The organism is Pseudoalteromonas sp. (assembly GCF_041629635.1).
Taxonomy (GTDB): domain Bacteria; phylum Pseudomonadota; class Gammaproteobacteria; order Enterobacterales; family Alteromonadaceae; genus Pseudoalteromonas.
This window is the reverse complement of the sequence record NZ_JBFKMX010000268.1, coordinates 1-2,113: the sequence shown is the minus strand read 5'-3', so window position 1 is coordinate 2,113 and position 2,113 is coordinate 1. Positions and strand designations below refer to the sequence as shown.

The following is a 2,113-nucleotide window of genomic DNA, read 5'->3' as shown; positions in this document are numbered from 1 at the left end:
GCCGTGATACCGTTGCGACACTTAAGTAAACATAAAGTAAGCCAAGTAATGCTGCGTAGAATGGAATAATAGAAATCACAGGTTAAGCCTCTTAACATTTTTACTTAACCTGACATATTCTTAACTAGATAGCTAGTTTTACGCTAAATAACGCTTTCGTTTATTGTCTTTTAACTTTGCAAGTTCTACTAATACCAGGCCATCAACACTGTTATTAAAATCAGGATCAACACCAAAACATAAAAACTTTACTCCACCCTCTTCACAGAGCTCTGTGTACTGCTTAAACAGCGTTGGGATAGCCGCACCTTGATTAGCAAGCGATGCTTTGAGTGCTTTGAAATCAGTCTTATAATCTGACTTTTGAAATTCCGACTTATCGTTATCATAAATACGATATGGATTATTAGCCGAAGCAAGTTTTTCTGTGCTGCCAAAGTAATTTAAATAAAATGCCACCATTTCATCTTTTGCAGCTGTTGGCATAGTGCCACTCATGCTCACTGGACCAAATAAATAGCGGATTTCAGGATGATGTTTTAAGTAAGCGCCAATACCAAACCAAAGATAATCTAGGCTGCGTTTTCCCCAATACTTTGGCTGTACAAAACTTCTTCCGAGTTCCAACCCTTTTGCAAAATAGGGCGCCATTTCCTTTTCATACTTAACTAACGTGGCAGAATACAGGCCTGATGTTTTAGTATCTGTTGTTAAAATATCAGCACGACCAAAACGATATGCGCCAACAATTTCTAATTCATCTTTGTCCCATAAAATAAGGTGAAGATAATCTGAATCATATTTATCTACATCGCGTTTACGGTTAGTGCCCTCACCTACAGCACGAAATGCAATCTCACGCAGGCGACCAATTTCACGCATAATCACGCAGCTTTCAACATGTTCATAAAGATAGATATTTTTACCGTCATGAGTTTCGCCTAGCAGTTTGCATTTTTCTTTTAATAAGCGACTCAGATTTGCTTTATTTTCTGGTAATGCAATGCCAGTTTGCGTATCAAAATAGCCCTTTTTGCCTTCGCCAATTGCATAGACATGCTTTTTAAATAGTTTAACTTGCTGTTCATTTGAAATATCAGAAAACTCAAATGAACTTAAAGGAATAAGTGCGCCAATGCGTATTGGAAAATTACGCTTTCGCTGTTTAAACATTTCTTCAATAAGTAAAAATGAGGCAAGTGGTTTATACAGCATGGATACACTGTAAAACATTGGCGAGTTTTTAGCGTCTATATGCATAGGTAAAATGGGGGCTTTATATGCTTTTGCTATTTTCAAAAAGCCCTTTTGCCAAAAAGTATCCCTAACACCTTGCGGCCGTAATCGTGATACTTCGCCCGCAGGGAAGATTAAAAGCACGCCTTCATTGCTCAGATGTTGCTTCATGCTATTAACGGTGATTTTACTGGTTGTGCCTTTTATATTATCAACCGGTACAAGTAGTTCTTGTAATGGCGCTAAACTGTAGAGCAGTTGATTTGCCATTACTTTAATATCTGAACGTACTTCGCTGATAAGTTTAATTAATGCTAACGCATCTAACGAGCCAATTGGGTGGTTTGCTATTATCACTAAACGACCAGATGACGGAATATGAAGTCGTTCGCTGTCTCTTACTGAATAACTAATATCAAAGTAATCAAGTACTTGCTCAACGAAATCTAAGCCCGATAAATGTGGGTAATCTTTCTCAAATTGTTGAAATTCATCTTCGTGCATTAAGTTTTTAAGTAACTTACTGCTCGATTTATACAGTAAAGGACTCGCAATTAATTGTGGAAATTGTTTTTCTATTACTTGTTCAACTTGGATCATAACATTTGCCATTAAGCTGTTTTAGCCAAGCTTATGAATCAAATGTGACGCTATTATTGATAATATATTGAACAATTATGACGAAAAAAAAGGCGAGTATTTACTCGCCTTTTTTCTAATTTACCGATTATTTTTGGTAATCGAGTAATTCAGCTGCCTTGGTAAAATCAGTAATAACGGTTTGATTTTCAAGCTTGCCAAATGCTTTATCAGCAAATTTTGTACCGCGCATTTGAACATTTAAACGCGCTGCATTTTTATTTAACACCGTTTGGTT

The 2,113-nt window shown here is 36.6% G+C and carries 1 protein-coding gene; it reads right to left on the bottom strand.

The genetic code is table 11. The features are described 5' to 3' along the window. Positions 1 to 138 precede the first annotated feature (138 nt). Positions 139 to 1,836, bottom strand: a complete 1,698-nt coding sequence (locus tag ABYD77_RS19000) for a lysophospholipid acyltransferase family protein (protein ID WP_372771655.1) — start codon at positions 1,834 to 1,836, stop codon at positions 139 to 141. Positions 1,837 to 2,113 lie beyond the last annotated feature (277 nt).

What these genes read in the sequence shown, in the direction of transcription:
- ABYD77_RS19000 (WP_372771655.1), bottom strand. Translation starts at nt 1,836, where the DNA reads ATGATCCAAGTTGAACAAGTAATAGAAAAACAATTTCCACAATTAATT.